The organism is Sphingobacterium sp. WM (assembly GCF_029542465.1).
Classification (GTDB): Bacteria; Bacteroidota; Bacteroidia; order Sphingobacteriales; family Sphingobacteriaceae; genus Sphingobacterium; species Sphingobacterium cellulitidis.
The window spans coordinates 2,667,486-2,687,973 of sequence record NZ_CP120709.1 but is presented as its reverse complement, the minus strand read 5'-3'; the positions used below and the strand labels follow the sequence as shown (position 1 = coordinate 2,687,973).

General features: G+C 35.7%; 19 protein-coding genes. 8 read left to right on the top strand and 11 right to left on the bottom strand.

Going from position 1 to position 20,488, the window contains the following annotated elements; translation table 11 throughout:
* The first annotated feature begins 145 nt into the window (after positions 1–145).
* From PZ892_RS11505 to PZ892_RS11495, 3 genes are all read left to right on the top strand, one after another.
* Positions 146–811, top strand: coding sequence for an NAD-dependent epimerase/dehydratase family protein (locus tag PZ892_RS11505; protein ID WP_277711289.1), 666 nt, complete (start codon positions 146–148; stop codon positions 809–811).
* A gap of 419 nt (positions 812–1,230) precedes the next feature.
* Positions 1,231–4,356, top strand: coding sequence for a TonB-dependent receptor (locus tag PZ892_RS11500; protein ID WP_277711288.1), 3,126 nt, complete (start codon positions 1,231–1,233; stop codon positions 4,354–4,356).
* A gap of 18 nt (positions 4,357–4,374) precedes the next feature.
* Positions 4,375–5,955: a RagB/SusD family nutrient uptake outer membrane protein gene (locus tag PZ892_RS11495; protein ID WP_277711287.1), complete on the top strand. Its 1,581-nt coding sequence runs from the start codon at positions 4,375–4,377 to the stop codon at positions 5,953–5,955.
* Positions 5,956–6,011: 56 nt separating this feature from the next.
* Here PZ892_RS11495 and PZ892_RS11490 read toward each other — a convergent pair whose 3' ends face one another.
* The 8 genes from PZ892_RS11490 to PZ892_RS11455 all read right to left on the bottom strand — a co-directional run bounded on the left by PZ892_RS11490 (position 6,012) and on the right by PZ892_RS11455 (position 11,751).
* The gene (locus tag PZ892_RS11490; RefSeq protein WP_277711286.1) at positions 6,012–6,557 is read right to left on the bottom strand and encodes an AAA family ATPase; all 546 of its coding nucleotides are present in this window, start codon (positions 6,555–6,557) and stop codon (positions 6,012–6,014) included.
* Positions 6,558–6,565: 8 nt separating this feature from the next.
* Positions 6,566–7,069, bottom strand: a complete 504-nt coding sequence (locus PZ892_RS11485; protein ID WP_277711285.1) for a GNAT family N-acetyltransferase — start codon at positions 7,067–7,069, stop codon at positions 6,566–6,568.
* Between the two features lie 96 nt (positions 7,070–7,165).
* A complete protein-coding gene (locus PZ892_RS11480) occupies positions 7,166–7,513 on the bottom strand; it encodes a hypothetical protein (protein ID WP_277711284.1) in 348 nt (115 codons plus the stop codon).
* Positions 7,494–8,054, bottom strand: a complete 561-nt coding sequence (locus PZ892_RS11475) for a sigma-70 family RNA polymerase sigma factor (RefSeq protein WP_277711283.1) — start codon at positions 8,052–8,054, stop codon at positions 7,494–7,496. Before PZ892_RS11475 ends, PZ892_RS11480 begins: the two co-directional genes overlap by 20 nt.
* Positions 8,047–8,385 carry a hypothetical protein gene (locus tag PZ892_RS11470; protein WP_277711282.1) on the bottom strand — a complete coding sequence of 113 codons (339 nt, stop codon included), beginning with the start codon at positions 8,383–8,385 and terminating at the stop codon, positions 8,047–8,049. The genes PZ892_RS11475 and PZ892_RS11470 overlap by 8 nt, the downstream gene beginning before the upstream one ends.
* 100 nt (positions 8,386–8,485) lie before the next feature.
* Positions 8,486–8,983 (bottom strand): YdeI/OmpD-associated family protein, encoded by a 498-nt coding sequence (locus PZ892_RS11465; RefSeq protein WP_277711281.1) that lies wholly within the window; start codon positions 8,981–8,983, stop codon positions 8,486–8,488.
* Between the two features lie 93 nt (positions 8,984–9,076).
* Entirely contained in the window at positions 9,077–10,321 is a 1,245-nt protein-coding gene (locus PZ892_RS11460; RefSeq protein WP_277711280.1) for an MFS transporter, read from the bottom strand.
* A gap of 233 nt (positions 10,322–10,554) precedes the next feature.
* On the bottom strand, positions 10,555–11,751 hold the full coding sequence (locus PZ892_RS11455) for a hypothetical protein (RefSeq protein WP_277711279.1): 1,197 nt from the start codon (positions 11,749–11,751) through the stop codon (positions 10,555–10,557).
* 294 nt (positions 11,752–12,045) lie between these two features.
* Between PZ892_RS11455 and PZ892_RS11450 the strand changes: the two genes are divergently transcribed.
* Entirely contained in the window at positions 12,046–12,741 is a 696-nt protein-coding gene (locus PZ892_RS11450) for a hypothetical protein (RefSeq protein ID WP_277711278.1), read from the top strand.
* 63 nt (positions 12,742–12,804) lie between these two features.
* On the opposite strand, the gene PZ892_RS11445 is transcribed toward PZ892_RS11450, so the two are convergent.
* Complete coding sequence (locus tag PZ892_RS11445) at positions 12,805–13,623, bottom strand: sterol desaturase family protein (protein WP_277711277.1); 819 nt, start codon at positions 13,621–13,623, stop codon at positions 12,805–12,807.
* A 684-nt stretch (positions 13,624–14,307) separates the two neighbouring features.
* Between PZ892_RS11445 and PZ892_RS11440 the strand changes: the two genes are divergently transcribed.
* The 4 genes from PZ892_RS11440 to PZ892_RS11425 all read left to right on the top strand — a co-directional run bounded on the left by PZ892_RS11440 (position 14,308) and on the right by PZ892_RS11425 (position 17,627).
* Positions 14,308–14,862: a hypothetical protein gene (locus PZ892_RS11440; protein WP_094255815.1), complete on the top strand. Its 555-nt coding sequence runs from the start codon at positions 14,308–14,310 to the stop codon at positions 14,860–14,862.
* 1 nt (position 14,863) lies between these two features.
* A complete protein-coding gene (locus PZ892_RS11435; RefSeq protein WP_182498222.1) occupies positions 14,864–15,817 on the top strand; it encodes a DUF4407 domain-containing protein in 954 nt (317 codons plus the stop codon).
* Between the two features lie 240 nt (positions 15,818–16,057).
* Positions 16,058–17,158, top strand: coding sequence for a hypothetical protein (locus tag PZ892_RS11430; RefSeq protein ID WP_277711276.1), 1,101 nt, complete (start codon positions 16,058–16,060; stop codon positions 17,156–17,158).
* 94 nt (positions 17,159–17,252) lie between these two features.
* Positions 17,253–17,627, top strand: coding sequence for a DUF5763 domain-containing protein (locus PZ892_RS11425; RefSeq protein ID WP_277711275.1), 375 nt, complete (start codon positions 17,253–17,255; stop codon positions 17,625–17,627).
* A 262-nt stretch (positions 17,628–17,889) separates the two neighbouring features.
* Here the strand turns inward: PZ892_RS11425 and PZ892_RS11420 are convergent, their stop codons facing one another.
* Positions 17,890–18,711, bottom strand: a complete 822-nt coding sequence (locus PZ892_RS11420; RefSeq protein WP_277711274.1) for an alpha/beta hydrolase — start codon at positions 18,709–18,711, stop codon at positions 17,890–17,892.
* Between the two features lie 120 nt (positions 18,712–18,831).
* The gene (locus tag PZ892_RS11415) at positions 18,832–20,400 is read right to left on the bottom strand and encodes a hypothetical protein (protein WP_277711273.1); all 1,569 of its coding nucleotides are present in this window, start codon (positions 20,398–20,400) and stop codon (positions 18,832–18,834) included.
* Between the last annotated feature and the right edge of the window lie 88 nt (positions 20,401–20,488).

Genomic DNA, 20,488 nt, shown 5'->3' with positions numbered 1-20,488 from the left:
ATTTCACTTTTGTGTTTAAGAAAATTAATTAATCTATTATGCTTGTTTGAAAACTCTTTGATGCGTTTGTTTAAAATAATGAAAATTGGAATAGTTTATGTAGAATTTTGATTTTCTAAAGGATTAAAGGGTTTAAAAATGTTTTATGCAAAAAATTAATGTAATTATTACCGGAGCCACCGGAATGGTAGGCGAGGGGGTATTACAAGAGTGTTTAAAAAATGATGCTGTCGAAAAAGTATTGATTATTAATCGAAAAAGATATGATCTGCAACATCCTAAATTAAAACAAGTGGTCGTTCCTGATATTCTTCAAATTGATGAATTAGGTGGCGAACTCTTGGAGTATAATGCCTGTTATTTTTGTGCTGGTGTGTCATCGATCGGAATGAATGAACAGGACTATACTAAACTTACCTATGAATTAACCCTAAATTTTGCGAATAAACTGCTTAATAAAAATCCTGATATGACCTTCTGCTATGTTTCTGGAAGTGGAACCGATAGTTCTGAAATTGGAAAAACCATGTGGGCCAGGGTTAAAGGTAAAACGGAAAATGATCTCTTAAAGTTACCTTTTAAGGCAGTCTATAATTTTCGACCTGCATTTATGAGACCAAGCCCTGGAGCTAAAAATGTAAAAGGTGTTTTGAAATTTATTGCTGCTTTATATCCAATCCTTAGACCTTTTAATAAATCCTATTTTTTAACCCTCGAAGAAGTCGGTAAGGCGATGATTGTTGTAACTTTGAATGGTTACAATAAAAATATTTTGGAAGTTCAAGATATCTCTTTTTTAGGGTCCAAATAATAGCTCTTTTTAAGAATTTTATTCCATTATTTAGGCTTTTTCCTAGCCTAAATTAGAACCTTTATTTCGATTAATTTCTACGAATTTTTTCCTTTCTTTTGCCCTTAATTTTTATTTTCAGCCATTTTTCTCCTTAAATTATTTATCTAATCTAACCTATTTCTTTTGTTTTTTGCCTTATGCTAAGAGAGTAGAAAAAAGCATTTAGCAATATTAATTAGCTTAACTATATCATTAAGAATAGTTTATAATTTTTTTAAAAAGTATGGTTGAAATCAATTTTATTGTGTTAATTAGTATTAAACTTTAAATTAAGAAAAGATAACCTACAACAGGTAAAGAGAATGAACCTGTTTGAATCACAACTAGAACCAAATTTATAAATCGTTTTAGCATTATTTATTATTAACTATATTTTTATGTGGAATTCTGACAAATTTACTCGTAGAGGAAATAGACTATGGATTGTTCCGTTAGTACTCCTCGCAACAAGTTACAGTCCAGCTAATGCACATGTTAGCCTTGGATCTAACGTAGTCCTTACCACGAATTTGCAACAACAAACCGTATCCGGTGTTGTTCGTGATGCAGGTACTAACCAACCTATGGGCGGAGTAACAATCTCCGTAAAAGGTACTAGCACTGCTACCCAAACCGATGACAATGGTAATTTCTCCATTGCAGCAAATTCTGGACAAGTGATAGTTGCCAATTTCTTAGGGTTTAAATCCCAAGAAAAAACAGTTAGTTCATCGACTATGAACTTCTCCTTGGTCAGTTCTGATCAACAAATTGAAGAACTTGTCGTAGTAGGTTATGGTACGATGAGAAAGTCAGATGTGACCGGTTCTATCTCCAATGTTAAAGGTGAGGATATGATCAAAGCCCAAAGCTTTAGCCCTCTCGAAAACTTGAGAGGTAAAGCTCCTGGTGTAAACATCTACTCCAACTCTGGGCAGCCTGGCGCTTATGCTAACCGCGTCATTATTCGTGGTACCAACACCATTAACTCCTCATCAAACCCATTATACGTGGTCGATGGAGTAGTAATGCAGGATTTTCATTTGTTAAACCCAAATGATATTCAAAGCATTGAAGTATTAAAAGACGCTTCCTCTGCAGCAATCTATGGTGCCCGTGGTGCAAATGGGGTAATCCTCGTGACAACCAAAAGAGGTAATAAAGATGGCCGTAGAACCATTTCCTACCAAGGATCCGTTGGTAGTAACTCCGTACAACGCTATATGGATGTGTTGAGCGGACAAGAATGGGTAGACGCCTTTATGATCGGTCTTGCTAATGAAAATAAATGGCAAGGAAAAAATTGGAACCTGGATAAAAAAACCTGGTTCAATGATCCGAATTATTTCGATTCGAATGGCAATCCTTTGTATGATACCGATTGGCAAAAAGAATCAACTAGAAATTCATTATCCCATAATCACCAAATTGATATCCAACAGGGGGATGAAAACTCTTCAGTAGGGGCATATTTGAACTACTCCGAAAATCAAGGGGTCGTAAATAATACCTATAGCAAACGTGTCAATGGTAAATTAGCCTATGATGCGAAGGTTAAAGAGTGGTTATCTACAAGTATCAACTTGTTGGCAAACCATACTTGGGGCCAACACACACCAGAAGATGGTGGTGGACAGGATGCTCGTCGTACGATGATTGAAATGTTGCCTTGGTTACCAATTCGTCAACCTGATGGTAAATTTACAAACTCTTCTTCTTCAACGGTTTCTAATGTATTGGCATTTGAAGGAATGGCCAATCCGGTTTCCATTTTGGAACTGCAAAAAAGAATGCGCTATAACACCCAGATTTTTGGTAATGCCGCATTAACTTTCCACCTCGCAGATGGATTGGATCTGAAAACCCAATTTGGTATTGATAACCATAGAAAAGAATATAGAGGCTATTCTTCTATTACTTTAAATAACATTTCCAGACCAAATGGTTGGGCCGAAGTAAATAGTTGGAATGACCTGTACTGGCAAGAAGAAACTTACTTGACCTATAATAAGACCTTTGGCAAACATAGGATAAACTCCATGGCTGGTCTTTCTTGGCAAGAACGTACTTATTTTGGGTTCAATGCGCGCACAGAAGGATTTACAACCGATGCGTATGAATATAATAACCTAGGTGTTGGTTCTATCCCAGGAGCTCCGGGTTCTGGGGCAAATAAATGGGCCATGAATTCATACTTCGTACGTGGAAACTATAGCTACGATGACCGCTACTCGGTAACCGTGACTGCACGTGCTGATGGTTCATCCAAGTTCGGTAAAGATAAAAAATATGGTTTCTTCCCATCAGCAGGTCTTGCTTGGAATGTTTCCAATGAAGAATTCATGAAAGATCAGACTACCATCAGCAACTTGAAATTACACTCTTCTTATGGGGTAACTGGTAACTCTGAAATTGATCCTTATACTTCTTTGTTCAAAATCAATGCTTTCACGACCCTAATCAATGGAATCCGTGAACCTGGTTATATCGTAGGTAACTTAGGAAACCCAGGCTTACAATGGGAAAAAACAAAAACCTATGACGCAGGTATCGAAGTCGGATTTTTCCAAAATAGATTGAATTTCGACGTTTCTTATTATCTAAGAAATACAAACGAATTATTGTTATTAGCGCCAGTACCTCACTCTACAGGTTTTGTGGATGTCATGAAAAATATCGGTGCAGTTCGAAACCAAGGGGTGGAATTCTTAATGACTGCAACGCCAGTTAGAAATGATAACTTGACTTGGAATATCAACTTAAACGGTAGTTATAACAAAAACAAAGTTGTCAAATTAGGTGAAAATAATGAAGATATCCTGATCAATAACTGGGTGGGTGGTCCAAACGGAATTATTCGTGTTGGTGAAAACTTAAATAGCTTCTATGGCTACGAACGCGAGAAAATCTATACCGTGGAAGACTTTGAAAAAGGTGAAATTACGCAAGATAAAATCGGTAGACCAAAACGTTCAACCACCCAAAGAATCTTAGGTCAAGGGGTGCCAGACTGGATGGGAAGTTTTATCAATACCGTGAATTACAAGAATTTCGACCTAACAGTGGATCTTCAATTTGTAGCTGGTGTTGAAACCATGCAACAGTTCTATCACTCTACTTATGACCGTTTCGGTATTACAAATGGTTTGAGTGCTATCTTAACTGATGCATACGATGGCTCTAATCCTGGAACGATGCAACAAGCTATTTATCTAACGAATAATGGTCATGCTGGACAAGATACCAATGTGGATTCACAATGGGTTGTAGACGGTTCATACCTACGTGTCAATGTCCTTCAACTTGGATATACATTTACTTCTGACCTTGCAGCTAAAATGGGAATCTCTGCACTACGTATTTATGCAAGTGCAAACAACCCTTGGTTATTTACCGGTAAGGAATTTAAAGGATATGATCCTGAAAGTACCTCGCAAGGGGAGTATAAGTTTGGACAAAACGTTACTTTCTTCTCTTACCCTAGAGCAAAAACTTTCACTTTCGGTATTAATTTGACCTTATAATCCTAAAGAATTATAATTATGAAAACTAGAAATTTTGCACTCGCTATAATATTGACAGGAGCCCTTGGATTGAGCTCTTGTAATAAATTTTTGGATGAAGATCCATATTCAAATGAACAGTTAGAAACCTTCTATCAAACAGAAGCCCAAGCCATCGGAAATGTAAATGGCATGTATCGCCGTGGTGCAATTGTACGCTACGGAAATGCGGGAAGCGCTTACCTTGGTCCAACAGCCTCAATCTCCACTTTTTTAACCGGATATTTTACGAACTCCTACGAAAATCAGGAATTGATCTGCCAGTATTCAAGATTGTTAAATAGACAAGAAAATACGCGTATTGTGTCAAATACCATGAACTCCATTTGGAGAGAAAGTTATGATGCCATAAATATTGCCAATGGTGCTATTAAACATATCCCAAATATTAGCTTCACGGATGAAAATCAGAAAAAAGTGTTGATCGCCACCTCCAAATTCTTCAGAGCATTCAACTACTTCTATTTGGTGAAAACATTTGGGGATATCCCAATGCCTTTAGAACCTACTGAAGATTTGTCAAACCTTTATCCAGAACGGACTGCAGTAGCTCAGGTTTATCAAACCATTGAAGCTGATTTAAAAGAAGCGGTGGAAGTATTGCCAGCTGTTACTTTCAGTGACAATAAAAATCGGATTACCAAATACGTCGCAGCAATGGCCTTGGCAAATGTTTATTTGCAACAAGGAAAATTTGCTGAAGCTTCTACTTATTCTAAAATGGTAGTCAACTCTGCTCATGGCCTGACTGCAAATGAAGACCTAAAAATGAAGAGTGCCTACAATAAGCTACGTACTACTGATAACCTGCCTGAATCCATCTATGTGTTTGAATTTGATGGTCCTATCAACTCCAGCGGCTGGTGGCCAACCTATGGCTTTAATTCTGCAGCAACTGCCGTGTTCGATAAATACTCCATTTTTGAACGCGTTTATGGCCCTACTAAAAGATTCTTAAATGTCTATAAAGCAGATGACCTAAGAATCCAACCGAATCAATTTTTCCACTGGGAATATAAAAACCCGAATACTAGTAAAGTATGGAAATCTGATGATGCCGGTGTATGGTATTATGTGGATGAAAATGCTGTGTTGAATACAGGTCGTGGTACTAAAGATTGGAATATCTATCGTTATGCTGAGGCTTTATTAATCGCTGCGGAGAGTTCTGCGAAAGCTAGTAATTCAGTTACTGCTGAAGCTGCAGGATATTTGGCAAGAATTAAAGCCCGTGCTAGTACAACCGGAAGAACAGTAGCTCAAATAACAACCGAACTTCAAGGCATGTCTGTTAATGCTTTTGTTGAAGAAGTATGGACTGAACGTCTTCGTGAATTACCGTTGGAATTTAAAATGTGGGATGACTGTCTTCGTACTGGAAAATTCCCTGTGATTTCTCCAACAGAAAAAGGTAAAGTGACTTATACTAACCTGGTTGGTGCTCAAAATGCTTCGGGTGCAACATTCAAAGATACTGACTTATTGTGGCCAATCTCTTTGGATGAGCTTCAACGTAACCCTAAACTAACTCAAAATAAAGGTTACCAAGCAACTAATTAAGCACATTCATTACATAAAAAGGAGGCTATTTGTTCTGCAGATAGCCTCTATTTTTTTTATAGGTTTTCCTCAATGAATTTTAGTCGACCAGGAATATCTATTTTTGGAATTTCTATAACCTCATAGCCATATTTGGAATATACCATTCGCATAGCCTCTTCTGTTTTTAGGGCTTCATCCCAAGTTTGCTTCCGCTCTGTGTCTGTGATATAGATGTCCTCCCAGGCAGGTAGAATAAATACCTTTTTGTAGATTGGCCTGTTTAAATAACTCTTTAAATCATCGGTTACTGGGATATCTTCCATTTCCATATAACAAATGGTATCCAGCAACCCACGATCAAAGAATACACGATCTGATTCGTGATTTATTAAGGTTTGCTCGTATGCGTTAACCGATTCTGACCACATTAATTTGGCATAGCCATTTTTATCCGCCCAAGGTAGGGCAGAACCTCTATTATTTACTTGGTTTTTTATGATTTCTCGCGCAACCTCTGGAATACAGCGATACCCTTTTTCTGAAAGTCCATTGATCAGACTTGTTTTCCCAGTGCCTGGTCCGCCAGTTAATACGTAATAATTCTTTGTGCTTATATCCATGAAAAATTCTAAAATGTCAGTTCTAATATTTCTCCGGGTAGTCCATCAAAATCCCTGAATTCGCGAGATTTAAATCCATTTTTCGTTAGGATCCGACGCGAAGCAAAGTTCTTAGGATCTATTATCGCAAATAAACCCTTTAAACCCTTAATTGTTTTAGAATATTGTATTAAATGATCTGCGATTTGCCCAGCAATACCCTTTCCCCAGTATTCAGGAATCAAGATATAGCCTAATTCCGCAATGTCAGAATGGGAATCCGTGATTTCTAATTTGGCAAGTCCAATAAAGTGGCCTTTCGACTTATCCAAGATCTTATAAGTCCCAAAATTCGGAGATAAGGAATTTAATTTTAGTAATTTTTTGAAATCCTCCCGAGCCTCAACATATTCAATGGGTCTTTCAGTTATCATCTCCATTACTTTGCTATTGTTTACCAAGCGAAAGTAATTGTCAAAGTCCATTGAAGTATTCACAAACTTTAATAGCTTATACTGATCTAAATCCATCATAAACATTAATAATTTTAATAAAAGTAAAAATTATTAATGAATATTATCTTGATTTATGATGGATGTATTAAATTTAAAATAAAGGTAATATTCAGCCTATATTTCAGAACCGAATCTCATCCTTTTCAACTTTAAAATCTTGTCACTTAAAAGGACAACTAATATCACATAGAGCATTTGCGAGAAAATACTCAGGTAATTTTTGATATTAACATCTGCAACCTTCGGCAAAATAAACTCTGAAAACAGGTAATTAATACAAATACCAAAAAAGGTGCCTGCAGCAAAGAATATTAAGGCGTATTTTTTAGATTTTGAAATAGATGCTTTATCCGCCTCTATTTTTTCTATCCTAGCCATTACTTTGGAATCAAAATCATCAAACGGCATCTCAAGTTTTGCCAGTTGCATATAACCTTTGATCCTATCTTTTTCCTCTTCCATATGATAAACTGTTTATTTCTTTATTAAGTTCAAAGGCCATTCTTTTTCGAGCCCGAAATAAAATCACCTTACAATTCGCATTTGTCCAGCCAGTAATACTACAGAGGTCTTGTATAGACATTTCCTCCAAATAAAACAATCGCAAAGCCAAGGACTCATTGCTCGGGATTCGCATCAAAACGCTATTGATCATTTGTTTCTGTTCTTCCTCCATCATAGTCTTCAATGCATTATCATTGAATTCTATATCATGTTCGTTTAGGTCAATTTCAACCTGTTGCACATTCTTTTTACTAATCAATTTATAGGAACAATGAACTACAATCTTATAAAACCAAGTGCTGAATTTTGATTGACCCTTGAAATTTTCCAAGGATAAATAAGCTTGGACAAAGGCTTCTTGCGTAGCTTCTTCCGCTAAAAGCTCATTTTTTACTATAGATAGAGCAACCGAAAAAGCCATGTCTTTATAGTTACTGATAAAGTAACTAAAAGCATGGCGATCTCCAGAAAGAACTTTGTCTATGTAAAGACTATCCATCTATTCCTTGATCTTCCTTGTTTTCTTTTTTGTCTGCAATAATAAATGAAACTCCTACCGTTAAAGTAATCGTCCCAATAATAATTAATCCATCCCAACCTGAATTATTTAACATGCTCGTCGCATACATCATACCTGAGGCTAGAGTGCCTACAGCAAATCCAATTACTACTATTCCAATTTTTCTCCATGAAACTGGATTCTTTGGCAGTCGTGGAACTGGACCTCCAAGCTTGGTAATTGTCTCGGACCTATACTTGCTTATAAAATATGTACATAGTACAACGCAAGCAAAAAATGAAATTGGAACTAATATACCTAGTATTGTCATAATTAGTTTTTATTCATTAGTGCAGTATTCTGATTAAAAGGTTACACAAAATTTTGAATTTTTTTCAAAATATAGGTTGAACAGTAGATAATAGCTTTAATTATAGCTTTCTGCCAATAAACTTTTCTTGACCCAGTAAAAACAGGATTGCTTTATCAATGTTTTTCAGCTTACTGTTTTCTGATTTTAGATTGTTGATATAACGGTTAATCTCTTTTTGAAGAGAAGGAATTAATGAATCATAAACCTTTTTGGCCTCTTGATTATTCTCTAAGGCTAAAAGAAAATTCGGATCCATAGGGATTTCCCTGCTTTCTAAATCCAAAAGGATGGTTACCTGCAATTCTTCAGCAATACGCTTCGGTGAATCCTTCAAAATCATCGTGTTGATATACAACCTCCATTCTCCCTGATATCGCAGTAATGTCTGCGGGAAAAACTCTGAACCATTCACAGATACCTTAATGGGAATATTTCCCTTATTACGTTTGGCATCCATAAATAATTTCTGCAGAATTTCCTCTGGAACAAAAACAAAAGGATTTATCCCGATAATATCAAGCTTACTGAAAAAAGTGTACTGCTTTGTATGAGGCATGGAATAAAGGATTAATAAATGTCGACCTGCTAATTAGTTTTTTCAGATGTTAATATAGTGGAAATATTGGTCAATTTTTCTTGACCTCTTATTTTAACCTTCTTTTATTTCTTTCATCCTGACCCAAACCAGGATTCCAGATAACAGGGTAATAAAACCAGCAATATGCACTGCCCACATTAAGCCCAATAAATTTCCAACGATTCCGGCCATCAAGGCTCCAATAGCATAGCCCATATCTCGCCAGAATCTATATACGCCAAGTGAGGATGCCCGCCAACTCGGATGTGCTGCATCACTTACTGCAGCCAGTAGAGCAGGGTAGACCATAGCCGTTCCAATACCCAAAAATATGGAACCTAATATTCCTGAAGTTAAAGGCTCAAAGATTTCCAAGCCTATCAAGAGGTGGCCTAGAACTTGGACAAACATGCCCCAAACGATCAATGGTTTTCTTCCCCACTTATCCGCTAAGGGACCAGTAACAATTTGACCAAGACCCCATACTACTGGATAAATGGCTTTAATCCAGCCAATACCTTCCAATCCAACCCCCATCGACATAAATAACAAAGGGAAAACACCCCAGGACATGCCATCATTCAGGTTGTTGATCAAGCCAGCTTGTGAAACTGAAAATAAGTTTTTATTCTTGAAAGAAGTTTCCTTAAATACCCAGCCTAGATTTGGCTTATGAAACTTTTCCCCTAATCCGTTTACGGGGTTTTGTTGTGCCTCCAATAAGGCAAATTGTCGGGTATCTTTTATTACAAATATGGAAAGAATCAATCCTATTAAGGTATAGGCAATTCCAATATAAAAAGGCTCTGGTCTTAACCCATAATGCGATGCTAAATAGCCTGTGAGTAAGGCTGTAAGCCCAACAGCACCATATCCTGCCGCCTCATTCAGTCCCATCGCAAGTCCGCGACTCTTTTTACCGACCAAGTCAATCTTCATATTGACCGTCATGGACCAGGCGAAACCTTGGCTAACACCCAATAATATATTGGCAAATAAAATCCAATTCCAACTCGGACCAAAAGCTAAAATAAAAGGCACTGGCAAACCTATTAACCAGCCCCAAATCAGAACCTGCTTACGGGTATATTTATCTGCTAAAACACCAGAAATTAAATTCGTAATGGCTTTGACCAATCCGAAAGCTATAATAAAAGAAAAGATGACAACATCAGACTGGATCCTAAAAATCTCCGTACCTAGTAAAGGAACCACAGTACGCTCCAATCCCACCATTCCACCAACCATCATGTTGACTAGAATCAATAAACTAAACTGTTGCCAGTTTTCTTTTAAGCCCAACCTTATCTGATTCATTCTATTCGTTTCGCCTTTTGTTAATGTGAATCTGCATGGAGTGAATTTTATTGTTTCTTAACGAAAATAATAAAATCACTTCTTATATGCGGCAAAGATCGAATTAATGGAGGAGGAGTTAGGTTACTCTGGTTACATTGAATTTATTATTTGAAAAAATAGGGGTAACCTGAATCGGATACCCCTTGAAATTGAAACAATTACTATGAAGTTCTTATAACCTTATAAAAAATCTATAATATTCTAGCAGTGTATTTAATGGACTGTTTGTTTAATAGTAAGTCCGGAAGATTAATGGAAATTTTAAACTGCTTAAGGGCATCTTCTTTTAATGCAATAATCTCTTTCTTTTTGTTTTCAATAAGATCCGCTGAAGCAATGCCATTTTGTTGAGCTATATCTAATGAGTTGAGGACTTTTTTATAATATTGCTCATTGATATTAATATAGTTGTTGTATTGAAATTCAAACTGGTTGATTAATGCAATAAATTCTTCCAGCCTATTATTAGCTTCTTTTAAATTTCCATTATTGCTTATCAAGATGTTATCATAGGATAAAATACCTCTACTGGTATTCGTATTTTCTGCATTCTCCAATAGGTTTTCTACATACTTGTTGTTGAAGTGATTGAATAGGTTGGTCATGTACTCCCCAATATCTTCCTCTTGTGATTTTATTTGGTTTGGAAATTTTAAAGTCATTGAAAAGAATAGCAACTGATCATATAATTTTTGCTGTAGAATCCCAAGTTCATTGCTTTGGAGCTCAACATTAGTCTTGAAGTAAGTTGTAGATTCATTCAATGCCAGGTAGTACTGAGTGTATTTATGAAGTTCCTTTTCAAAAGCATCTATTTTCTTATAATCGACTTCGTCATTGAAAATACTGGTGCTTCGTAGTAAACCCAAAACAGCATTGGAAATGCTAATCGCAGGAGCGATTGTAGGGATACTTCCTAAAATTGGACTTTTTGTAATTTCATTGACAGATTGAATTATATTTCCAGCAATATTCTTCTTTTTGGGTTGAATGTGTTGCTTGACTAAATCCTTGATTACTTCGTCGAATTTAAAGTTCAATGAATTGCTGTGAGGGTTGTGCAAATCATTTACAACAGCATCTAATTTATTATCCTTTTGTCTCGACTTTAAAAAATTTATTTTCTCATTTAACAATTTGAAAGTGGCTAAACCATTTTTCAGGTTACTCCTTACGATTTCATATTTTAGCTTCGAATCTAGGTCTTTTGAAGTAATTAAGGTATTGATTCTTTCTGAATTTGCCTGGTTTTGTTGGAGCAAGTCATCCACCTGCTTTTGAAGATTGATTAATACGGTAGAATCTACCTCATTGACCATTTCGTAAGGTTGGCTATTTGCCAAATTGATGGCAAAGAGCATCAATACTGCTAATAATTTTGCTTTCATAATATTTAGTTAGTTGGAATGTGTCACTTCTGAGAGAATAACCATCCTGATATCACCTATTCTAATAAATATGAATACAAGCATATTTAAATAGGTTAATAATTAGTTTGTTGGTTGCAAGATAATTTCTTTTGCTAGTTAAATTTAAGCCGCATATTCATCATTTTCAATACCTACGCTTAGGTATTTTTTAACAGTATATACCTGTTTTCGAGGACAAAAAAAGCCAATTTAACAGGTAGTGGTTTTAAGTCTCCTTGTCCATACTTTTGAATTCAATAAATAATATACTATATGAAAGGCTTACTGAAAATCACACTAACAGCGTTATTGTTTTCATTTATTCTGATTTCCTGTGATAAGGATGGGAATGAAATCGAGGATGAAAAAATTCTAACCGAAAGGATTGAGGATATTATTCCTAAACAATATCTAGATACGTTAAAGAAATTAGACTTTGTTATCCATTCAGGTGTAAAACCACCAACGGTGGAAGGCAAATTTGCCATTAAACCGCATATCCTGGATACGAGTAATATCGCTTCTGATCGCCCTGGTCATCGTTTCCAAGATGCCAAAATTGAACTCTCAGGTCAAAATAATAAGGATTTTAGTGTTTTGTTGTATGGTGAGAATTTTATACATAACAGAGATACTAGCATCACAACGGCAATCTCCGGGACTGATAATAAATTTACCATTTATGGAAAGGTTAAGTCCACGGTGGGATCTACCTCCGCAATCATTGGAATGATTATTTCAGCTGAATTAGGAAATGATGGAAATATCAAAAATTGTAAGACTGGGATTATCATGATCGATGATTCCAAAGCTGGCGGCAATTTTATTTCGAATGGACAGGCTCGTATAGCTTTTGATTCCGATTTTATTAGTGAAAGAATAGGGGATAGCAAAAGCAAGGCAAAAACCATAGGGAACAATAGAGTTCCTTTGAGCAATAGGCTCTTGGAAACTAGTGGGTTAGAATAAGAGACCTTTATTTTTTAGGTTGCATAAAATGGGCTGGATTCTCTTATCCAGCCCATTATTTATTTAATGAACATCTTGGCCTTTCACGCGTTTAATATTGATGAATGGACTCTTCATCAGATATAAAAAACTCTGCTTTTCATCTGAGTCAAACTCGATCAATCCGTATTTCATATCCTTGACCTTTAGGGATTTAAAAGTTCCAAATATGCGATCCCAGATAATGAAAATATCGGCATAATTGCTATCCGTATAGAATTGATTTTGATCATGGTGAACCCGATGATGATCTGGCATAACAAATATTAACCCGAAGGTCTTATTTAGCCAAGTCGGAAAATGTAAATTGGAATGTTCCAGAAAAAGGAAGATATACAGGATAAAATAATATAATCCTAAGGATAGTATATCTGTCCCGAAGATTCCTGCTGATAAGATATTTCCGGTTTGATAGACGAGGATCATCTCCAAGGGATGAAACCGAAAACTACTGGAGGAGTCCATACTGGTATCGCTATGATGTACGCGATGTAGCCGCCAGAGTAAAGGAACCTTGTGTGCCGCCCGATGAATCCAGTAGGTCGAAAAATCATACAGCATGACACTCAGAATCAGCTTCACCCAAAATGGCAACTGAACATAAAATAATAAGCCTATTTTATGATTGTTGAGCCACTCGATACAGTAGACCTGGAGCACAACAAAAAATAGGTTCATCAAGGTTAGTGTGATCTGAAACAGGATGTTTTGAATCAGATGTTCCCCTCTTTTTTTGAAGGAAAATGGATTAGAACTAATCTGCTCCAAGGTAAAAAAGAGAGCCAGTAATCCGATTATCAAATAATTCGGATCCATACTTAAAATACTTTCAAGTAATTCCATTTCAATATTATTTAGATTAATAAAATCTTAAAAAACGCAAGGATTGAAATAGTTTCGGGAAAAATTCATAGGATATAGCAAATCAAAATTCCTGATAGAAGATGATTGTCTGAAAAGACTACTGCAAATAATTTAGGGAAAAGCTAGAACCTGCTAAGTGGCAAGGATTAGATGTGTGTTTAACTATCAATTTCAAGTAATATCTATAAAGAATAGTTTAAGTTACTAAGAAATTTTATTAAATAGCTAATTTTTGAAAAAATAATCATTTCGCTACAAAAATTAATTTATTTGCCAAACCTAACCGGTTTTGCTGGTCTTCTGAAAAATATTTTGAGAACTCTTATTACTTTAGCCCCAAACTAACAAGCGCGAGCTTACAAATTATTAATTTTTTGTCGATGAATACTCCAGATACTCATGGTACTTATGGCGCCACCCTGTTTGATATTAGGTGGAAACAAAAGCGTAAAGCAATCATGGAGAGGGATCAAAATAGATGTGTCATTTGTCAAGATGTCCACCAGTTACAAGTCCATCACCGCCAGTATCATTTTATCAATCGGCTCAACCAATTTAAAGAACCTTGGGACTATCCCAGCAATCTTTTGATTACTCTTTGTGCCTTGTGCCATAAACGAGGTCACCGTAAATATAAAGTTCCAACCAAATACATTTAATCTAATGGGTCTATTTAATTTTTTTAAGAAAAAACAAAATGAAAGCTCTCCTGAAGATGCTTTGCTCAATGGCCATTTACCACCTATTCCAGAGGATATTTTTGTAGAAAAAGACCTCAATCAAGATTGGACCGCGCCAATTAGTTCCTTTACAGGTATCAATGCCATCTATTCTTACCTTCAATCTGATTTTGAAACTAAAGGCTTCAATGACGCTCTAACAAGCCCAGATGAACGTTATAAAGACGATAACCTCCGTTTGATAAAATTCGACCTCGAAATTATTATTTCTAAGGTCAAAACTTATCACGATTCTTTCTTGAAGGAACTGGAATTTCATATCAATTCCCGCAAAAGATCTGGATTGGTGGACCTCGTTGAAGAACTCGTAACCAAAAAAGAAGACCTTGAAAATCATATCCGGAAAGTTGTGGATATCGAAGAATCGCTAAAAACGGATTCTGGTTTGTTTGAAAGAGCTATTCTAGCCTACAATAGAGGATTTACCAAAGGTCTGGCCTCAATAACACAAAGAACCCTACTGTCTAAAGAGTTTTAACATGAAAAAGAACCCATGGCTTAAATTTGGTTGTTTCCTAACAGGTTATAACTATTATTTAGTTCAACATTCTAGTGAACAAAGCTCGAAAGCTGTCAAAAAATTTACCTCTGCCGTGTTATTGATTGTCCTGGTTTGGATGTTTATCGCCTATTCATTCGCTGTTCGATATCTGCATGTCGGAGTAGTAGGGGGTATTCTTGCATCTGTCATCGCTGCTTTTGTCGTTATTCAGATTGAAAGAATTATTATCCTTTCTACAAAAGTCAATAAATGGTCCGTTACCTTCCGGGTTGCTCTTGCACTCGTGATGGCAATTCTAGGATCTTTTATCCTGGATCAAATCATCTTTAAGGATGATATCGAACTCAAGAAAACTCAGATAATGGAAGATCGCGTTAAAATCGCCATTAAAAACTCTGAAAATGATGTCGATGAACAGGTAAAAAGCATAGATGCCAGTATTCAACAATTGGAGGCCAGGCAAAAAGTCGTGTCCGAAGATTTGCAGAAAAATCCGGTAATCGTAACGTCTTATACCAATACTTCGGTAACTCGCGATAATCAAGGTAATAGAATTAATAGTACCAATTCAACCAATAAAATGGTGAATGAAAACCCTAAAAAACGGGAATTGGAACAGATTAATGAACAAATCAATGTTCTGAACGGTCAGAAATTCAAAACCATCGGCTCCCTGGACTCGATACGTGCGAATAAGGAAAAGGACCTTAGGAAATCATCTGGTTTTATCGATGAATTAAATATCCTGCACGAAGTTATTACAAGTTCGAAAATAGGTCTGACGGTCTATTTACTTTTCTTTTTCTTCTTTTTGTCCATTGAACTATTTGTTGTGACTATCAAGCTTACAGATAAGGCTTCGGATTATGACAAATTGATCAACCACCAAACGGAAGTCCGAATGAAAATGCTGGAACGGCTGAATGGCTAGATAAAAGTATTACTTTATCCTTCTTGAATCCCTTTTCTGGGATTTGTAAAGAGGATAAAAATAGGCAGTCCTGTACTCAGATTATTTGAAATCTGATTTCAGGGCTGCTTTTTTTATATAAAAATGCCAGTCTTATGTTTTTTTCTTTACCAATTACTAGGCATATTTGTTTCAGAGGAAAATTAATATTCAAAAATTCATTCTAGAATATTTTCTATTGAATCCTTAATACATCACACTATGAGAAGACAGATTATTTCCATTCAATCCTTTACTATTCTATTATTTGCTGTTTTATTTACTTTCAGTTCTTGTAAAAAAGATAAGCACCCTGATGAGTCGGGCGAACCAGATGAATTCGAGGAGTTCTATAAAGGGCTTAAAGTTCATGCATTTGGGCAAATTCAAAAGGACGGGGATCCTTTAGGAAGTAGACCAGTACATTGGTTTAATGGAAAAATCAACTATTTGGAAGGCTCAGAAAATGGGGGTAGTGTCCTTGATGCTTTTATGCTCGGCCAGGATATCTACGTAACTGGATTTGAAGGTGCAGTTGGCTCGGATGTAACTTCTCGAAAACCTGTTTACTGGGTCAATGGGAAGAAACATATCCTTGAACAGAATGTCTTTGCTACAGGAAATATGATCTATGTTTCTAATTCAAAAGATATCTATGTAAAGCGTACTGTTTACGAGAATAATAAAGTTAGCTCCATTGATATATTGAAAAATGGAAAATTATGGCCTCTGGAAATCCGAAACAACAAAAAACCTGATATTCGGGAGTTTCGAGGAATGAATAATGATGTGTATGTTCTAGGGCATATGGAAAACTCCATCCTATGGAAAAATGGTAAGATCCACATGGAAAAGAAATATCCTGAAACTATGCAAAACGTCATTTTTCATCAAAATGACACCTATTTATTCCTAATAAATCTCCTTAATAGAAATAATAAAGAACCTTATATAACTATCCATAAGAATAACAAACTCTATCAATCCATTGCAAAGACCAATGATGTGAATTGGGTTGATGTTGGTAATATCAGAACTTTCATGGAAGGAAGTACTACTTATGTTGCGGTGAGTTTTAGAAATGAAAGTAATGCAAAAATCGTGGTTTGGAAGGATGGTAAGAAGCATTTGGATCTCCCAGCTAATGAAATGATGCTAGATAATTTATTTGTTAAGAATGGTCATGTTTTCATTTCTGCCTATAACGCCCAAGACCAAGAAAAATCCGATAAATATTGGATGGATAACAAGGAATTGATTTTAGATTCAGATGATGCCAAAGAAATCAATATTTCCAAGATCATCATCGAAGAGGCTCAATAAATTTAAGATGAGCTAAGTAGATATTAATCTAAAAAACCGTATTAGTTTATTTGTTGGGTTTTTGTAATTACCTTTGTGTAAACTAATTGTTAACTTGAAATATCTACTTAGCATTTTATTTGTGCTGTCTGCCTATTGCTTATCTGATCAGACAGTTTATAAAACTCCATCAGGTGGTAAATATCACACTGCAACCTGCCGTTATGTCAAAAATGTATCTCATGGAATGAGCATTTCTGAAGCTAAGAAATTAGGCCTTACAGCATGTTCTCAATGTCATCCCGACCAAGTAAATCAAAGAGGTTTTGTCAGTTCTGGTTCGAGCAAAGGTTTAGGCATCAAAGCCGGCGAAGCCCAAGGTGCCAACAGCAGATCCGTCCAATGTAAAGGAACTACCAAAAAAGGAACCCGCTGCAAGCATATGACCAAAAATGTCAATGGGTATTGCCATCAGCATGAGCCTAAATAGTAGGTGAAATTCCTAAAAAATTTTATCCACATTTTGTTCAAATAGGCAGTTCTATCGGACCTTCTCCGGACCTTCTTCGGATCTTTGCCTGACCTTGTTCGAGTTTTTGCGGTTAAGCTCCGACAGATGTGCGAAGGAGGTGTGGGGAAAATGCGCGAGAAGGGAGAGTTTGGGTGGAAGATGAAGTGAGTAAGGAGCGAAATAGAGAGTTAGGGAAGGGGGGTGGAGTTTTCATCAAATGAAAACTCCAAAAAATCTAATGTTATTTCAGGACTTTCTTTATTTCTTTTAGGTATTGTGGGTTTTTCGTAAAGTCATTGTGTCCTTCTCCTTTTAGCTTGATAAGCTGATCTCCTTTTTTGAAAGTTTCCTTTAACTTCTCCGAGGACCCATAATATACTGCTTTATCATGGTCGCCATGGAAGATAGTAACCGGAGCTTTAGTTTGTTCAAGATATTTTCGGTTGTCAAGTTTTAAATTCAAAATGTTGGAGTTTAGGTTTGGGTCTAGCGCATAGGTCCAATCTTTAAAATTATAAAATGGTGCCTGCAGAATAAGTCTACTAGGCTTATTGTGCGCAGCAAGATAACTAGCAGCTGCAGTTCCTAAGGATTGCCCTATAATAATGATCTTTGATTCATCTGAATATGTCTTTTTGATGAATTCGTAAACCATTTGCATGTCTGCATACCATTGGTCCTCTGTTAAAAACTCACCATCGCTTTTGCCATAACCCCTGTAATCAATCATAAAAAGATCGTAATGTAGGTTGGTATAAATAGGTGCAATTTTACTCCATTCTCCCAAATCGCCAATACTGCCATGAAGATAAAAAATCAATCCTTTGGGATCTTTAGTAGGGAAGTAAAGCCCGTTTAGTTTTATGCTATCATTAATTGGTACCATAACTTCCTGAAAGGGCTGTTTGAAGTCGAGTTTTAATTCTTTGTTCAAAGTGCCTGGAAATAATTGGGCAATAATTTCTTGATTTAATTCCTTGATTTCTTCTGCGGATAAATCTTGTGATTTTGCAGGTAGAATAAGGATGGTAAGAAGGAAAACTAGTGAGTATAGATGCTTCATTTCCAGGTGTTTTATAGAGTAATTTACGGAAAATGTAGATAGGGGTTAGAAATTTAACTTTTTTTGATTGTGGGGAGGAGAAGAAGGTGAATCGTTTCCAATTTTATTAGTGGGTTTCCGTTATTTGAAGTAAAAGTCAAGCCCTTCTACCGGGTTTATATTAAAATATTTTTTTACTAGGTGTGTATCATTTACAAAATTGAAAATCTGTTTTGCTCTTTCAATTTCCTCTTGTTTTGGTATTGAGAATAGTCTTAGTGATCGTGTTTTCCAAATATGTAAATAACCAAAAGCCAATTGTCTTATTTTCTCGTTTTCGTCTATTGTTCCAATCATCAAATATGGAATTGCTGTCATTCCGCCAACTTTGCTAAAGAGTTTTAGCATTGACTTTTTTAATTCATAATTACCTATTTCGTAAATGTATTTTGCCTTTGTAAAAATTTCTGGCCTCGGAATATGAGATAAAAATTCTATAACTAAGTTTCTAAGTCCATGATATTGGCTGCCAAGGTTGGCTAAAGCAAAATAATAGGCACTTTCTTCATCAAGCTTGCATAGTGCTAAAAAAGCTGTCTTTTTAACTTTTATTCTATTGTCCTTCAGATATGGCTTAACTGTTTCCGAGTACTGTTTACCTTCTGTTTCTGCAAGTCCACTTAATGACCCAATGACTTCTCTGTTTACTTGTAAATTGTCGTTGTAAAATTTAGCAAAGTTTATATTTGATTGTTTTAATGAAAACCTTGCAAAATTTCTTATTGTAGCAGAATAGTCCGATAAAAACTTCCTTACAGTAGTTTCAAAGTCTTTTTGATCTTTTAAGCAATAAAGAGTTTGAAGTCGGACAATCGCTGACTTGTCAATCAGTAATTGCTCGATTTGGGGTTGCTGAAGTTTATCAAAATGGCTTATTGCTAGATTCCTAATTAAAAAATGTTTGTCACTTAAGAACAGGTTTAATTCTTGAGAATTGTTTCTAGGCAAATTTGAAATGTGTCTTGCTAATAAAATTCTAAGTTTGTCTGGATATTTTTTGAAGTTGCCAATTATATATGGCCTATTTGTGGAAGCAACGAACTCAATAATGTCTTTGTAAACTCCACTTAAGTCTGTCCGTTCAACTTTTTGTAGCCACTCAAAAATTGGCAAATTTTCAATTAAGCAATCAATGTAATTGGTTGTTTTATAGTTTTCTATTCCATTTAAGGCAGCTTGTCGAACTGGCAAAACCCAATCAGCTAAACGATAGATTAAAAATTGTATAGCTCTTGAACTGGCAACCTTAGAGAGTTTCTTAACTGCTTTTTCTCTGACGTATCCATTTCCATTAAAGGAACTAATTGCCAATAATTCAATATATTGGTCCTTAGGAAAATTTGCTTCATAAAAGTCAATATCACTTCTTGAAATTTTACAGTGTTTAAGAGTTGCATAGTGTCCTTTTTTGCTGTCATTCTTTTTGAATAGGTGAATAATTGTATTTGAAGTGGTTTCTCTTATTTCTTTATTGTTATCTTTTAGAAGCTCTGTTAAGCTATAAATAATACTTGGGGAACCGACATTGGCAATTTTTGTCAATGCGTCAATTTTTTTATCAGTGTCACCCTTTGCAAAAAACCAAGTCATGTTAGGTCTACTTAAAATTTCTAGGTATTGCCATATTTCCAATTCTTGATGTGTCGTCATATAAGCTTGAATTTATCGTGTCTGCACGATGATATGCAAGGCGGGTTGCGGATGGTATATCATCATTATTATTTATGCAATATATTAA

Bases quoted from the DNA above. Each gene is read 5' to 3' on its own strand.
- PZ892_RS11480 (WP_277711284.1), bottom strand. From the start codon at position 7,513: ATGGAAGAGGAAAAAGATAGGATCAAAGGTTATATGCAACTGGCAAAA.
- PZ892_RS11470 (WP_277711282.1), bottom strand. From the start codon at position 8,385: ATGACAATACTAGGTATATTAGTTCCAATTTCATTTTTTGCTTGCGTT.
- PZ892_RS11455 (WP_277711279.1), bottom strand. From the start codon at position 11,751: ATGAAAGCAAAATTATTAGCAGTATTGATGCTCTTTGCCATCAATTTG.
- PZ892_RS11445 (WP_277711277.1), bottom strand. From the start codon at position 13,623: ATGGAATTACTTGAAAGTATTTTAAGTATGGATCCGAATTATTTGATA.
- PZ892_RS11490 (WP_277711286.1), bottom strand. From the start codon at position 6,557: ATGGATATAAGCACAAAGAATTATTACGTATTAACTGGCGGACCAGGC.
- PZ892_RS11415 (WP_277711273.1), bottom strand. From the start codon at position 20,400: ATGACGACACATCAAGAATTGGAAATATGGCAATACCTAGAAATTTTA.
- PZ892_RS11430 (WP_277711276.1), top strand. From the start codon at position 16,058: ATGAGAAGACAGATTATTTCCATTCAATCCTTTACTATTCTATTATTT.
- PZ892_RS11475 (WP_277711283.1), bottom strand. From the start codon at position 8,054: ATGGATAGTCTTTACATAGACAAAGTTCTTTCTGGAGATCGCCATGCT.
- PZ892_RS11450 (WP_277711278.1), top strand. From the start codon at position 12,046: ATGAAAGGCTTACTGAAAATCACACTAACAGCGTTATTGTTTTCATTT.
- PZ892_RS11500 (WP_277711288.1), top strand. From the start codon at position 1,231: ATGTGGAATTCTGACAAATTTACTCGTAGAGGAAATAGACTATGGATT.
- PZ892_RS11465 (WP_277711281.1), bottom strand. From the start codon at position 8,983: ATGCCTCATACAAAGCAGTACACTTTTTTCAGTAAGCTTGATATTATC.
- PZ892_RS11460 (WP_277711280.1), bottom strand. From the start codon at position 10,321: ATGAATCAGATAAGGTTGGGCTTAAAAGAAAACTGGCAACAGTTTAGT.
- PZ892_RS11505 (WP_277711289.1), top strand. From the start codon at position 146: ATGCAAAAAATTAATGTAATTATTACCGGAGCCACCGGAATGGTAGGC.
- PZ892_RS11440 (WP_094255815.1), top strand. From the start codon at position 14,308: ATGGGTCTATTTAATTTTTTTAAGAAAAAACAAAATGAAAGCTCTCCT.
- PZ892_RS11420 (WP_277711274.1), bottom strand. From the start codon at position 18,711: ATGAAGCATCTATACTCACTAGTTTTCCTTCTTACCATCCTTATTCTA.
- PZ892_RS11485 (WP_277711285.1), bottom strand. From the start codon at position 7,069: ATGATGGATTTAGATCAGTATAAGCTATTAAAGTTTGTGAATACTTCA.
- PZ892_RS11435 (WP_182498222.1), top strand. From the start codon at position 14,864: ATGAAAAAGAACCCATGGCTTAAATTTGGTTGTTTCCTAACAGGTTAT.
- PZ892_RS11495 (WP_277711287.1), top strand. From the start codon at position 4,375: ATGAAAACTAGAAATTTTGCACTCGCTATAATATTGACAGGAGCCCTT.